2 protein-coding genes are annotated in these 1,731 nt (G+C 30.2%); both read left to right on the top strand.

Going from position 1 to position 1,731, the window contains the following annotated elements:
- The first annotated feature begins 566 nt into the window (after positions 1 to 566).
- On the top strand, positions 567 to 1,430 hold the full coding sequence (locus tag ACRDDY_RS02350) for a hypothetical protein (protein WP_438563367.1): 864 nt from the start codon (positions 567 to 569) through the stop codon (positions 1,428 to 1,430).
- A gap of 18 nt (positions 1,431 to 1,448) precedes the next feature.
- Positions 1,449 to 1,731 (top strand): accessory gene regulator B family protein (locus ACRDDY_RS02345; protein WP_438563366.1); only part of this gene is annotated, 283 nt, incomplete at its 3' end.

Here is a 1,731-nt window from a genome sequence, read left to right as displayed (position 1 = left end):
GTATGTCTCTTGAATTAATGGGTAAAGATATTTTCTACATGAATGAATTAACAATGTTTATATATGGAATACCAGCAAAGATTATAGAATTTATTTTAACAATAAAGTGTGGTGATAAAATGAGAAAATGGTTCTGGATTGGAAAAGCAGAAAAACCTGCAAAACCAGTAAAATAAATTTTAGGGACTTTAATTAGTCCCTTTACATATTTCATAGTTTAATTTCACATTTGGGCATCGCAAAAGCGATCAAGCCTAGAATTGGGTGAATTGTGGAACAAGAGGGAAAAGTGACGGCGACTGAGTCAAGATTTCCCTTAAAGGGGTGAATTGCCATCTGGCAAGAGGGGAAAATGTAAATGCTCTTACCAAGATTTTCACCTATATTATAGGCAATGAAATCGCTAAAGTAACTGTTTTACCCTACATTAGCTCATTTAGTCGAGCAAAAAAATACTAGGCGTAAAATCTTCATAAATACATTGTTTTACTAGTGATTAAGTCAAAATGGCATAAAAATGTCGAGCAAAAAAATACTAGGTCGATTTAGAAGGGTTGTGATATGTGATGGCTACAAAATTAATGGTGGTTGAAACAAACATGGACACTGGAGAGGTTAATGAGTATTATAAAGAAGTCGCAAAACCTTTAAGTGGACAAAAGAGAGTTAAGAAAACAAAGGATCTTGTTGGATTATCTGGTTATCTTAATTCAGAAATAGGAGGATTTACGTTTATGTTTTATGAAAAACTAATCCATTTAAAAAATGTTACAGATGCAAATAAGATGAGATTTTTATATTTATCTACATTTGTAAATTATGAAAATTTTATAGTTAAGAGAGTTGGAACTAAAGATATAAAATGCAATAGAAAAGATTTAGAAGAACTTTGTAAAATAAAGAAGAGGACATTTAATAGTGCAATAAAAGAGATTATTGAAAGTGGGCTAATAGAAGAGGTTGAAGGGGAAGCATTTAGAGTTAATAGTGAATACATTAAAAAAGGTGGTTTATCAAAGTCAGAAAAGAATGAAGAGTTTACTAGGCTTTTTAACGACTATCTTAGAAATGTTTATGTTAACACCGTTGTTTCTAGTCACAAACAATTATTTTACTTCTTTGTATTGCTTCCTAATATACACAATGAAACTAATATATTATGCAAAGATGCATCATGTGAAGTTGATAATATAAGCCCTTTAACGACAAAAGAAATGGCTTTTAAAATAGGTTATGATGTAACTAACAGTTCAAAATTATGGAGAGAACTAAGAGAGCTGTTTATATTTGATGAAAGAAGTGACTTTAGAAGTGTATTTGGAAAGTTTGACTGTAAATACGGAAAAGATTCCATAATAATCAATCCTAGATTATACTACAAGGGAAATAGTGAGGATGTTTATAAGTTTTTAGACTCTTTATTCAACTAAAAAGAGGGGATAAGTGAATTGACCAATTATCAAAAGGAATTAATTATATATTACTACAAGTTATTCAAATACTATTTATTCAACATATCAGTACCACTCACAATTTTATTGGGTGGTATTTTTATTGTAAAAGACTTGACATTTGCAATAGTTGGTAGTATGCTTATAAATGTATTGAGGTGGTATGTAGATGATGCCTACCATTGTAAGACATTATTTAGGTGCTATTGTTTGACAAACTTTATGTTTATATCATGTGGATTATTGGTGCCTCATATAAGCACAGATTTAGCCATTATGG

This window comes from Clostridium sp. (assembly GCF_051656525.1).
Lineage (GTDB): Bacteria > Bacillota > Clostridia > Clostridiales > Clostridiaceae > Clostridium.
Note: the sequence above shows the minus strand (reverse complement) of the source record. Positions and strands in the feature narration are given on the sequence as shown.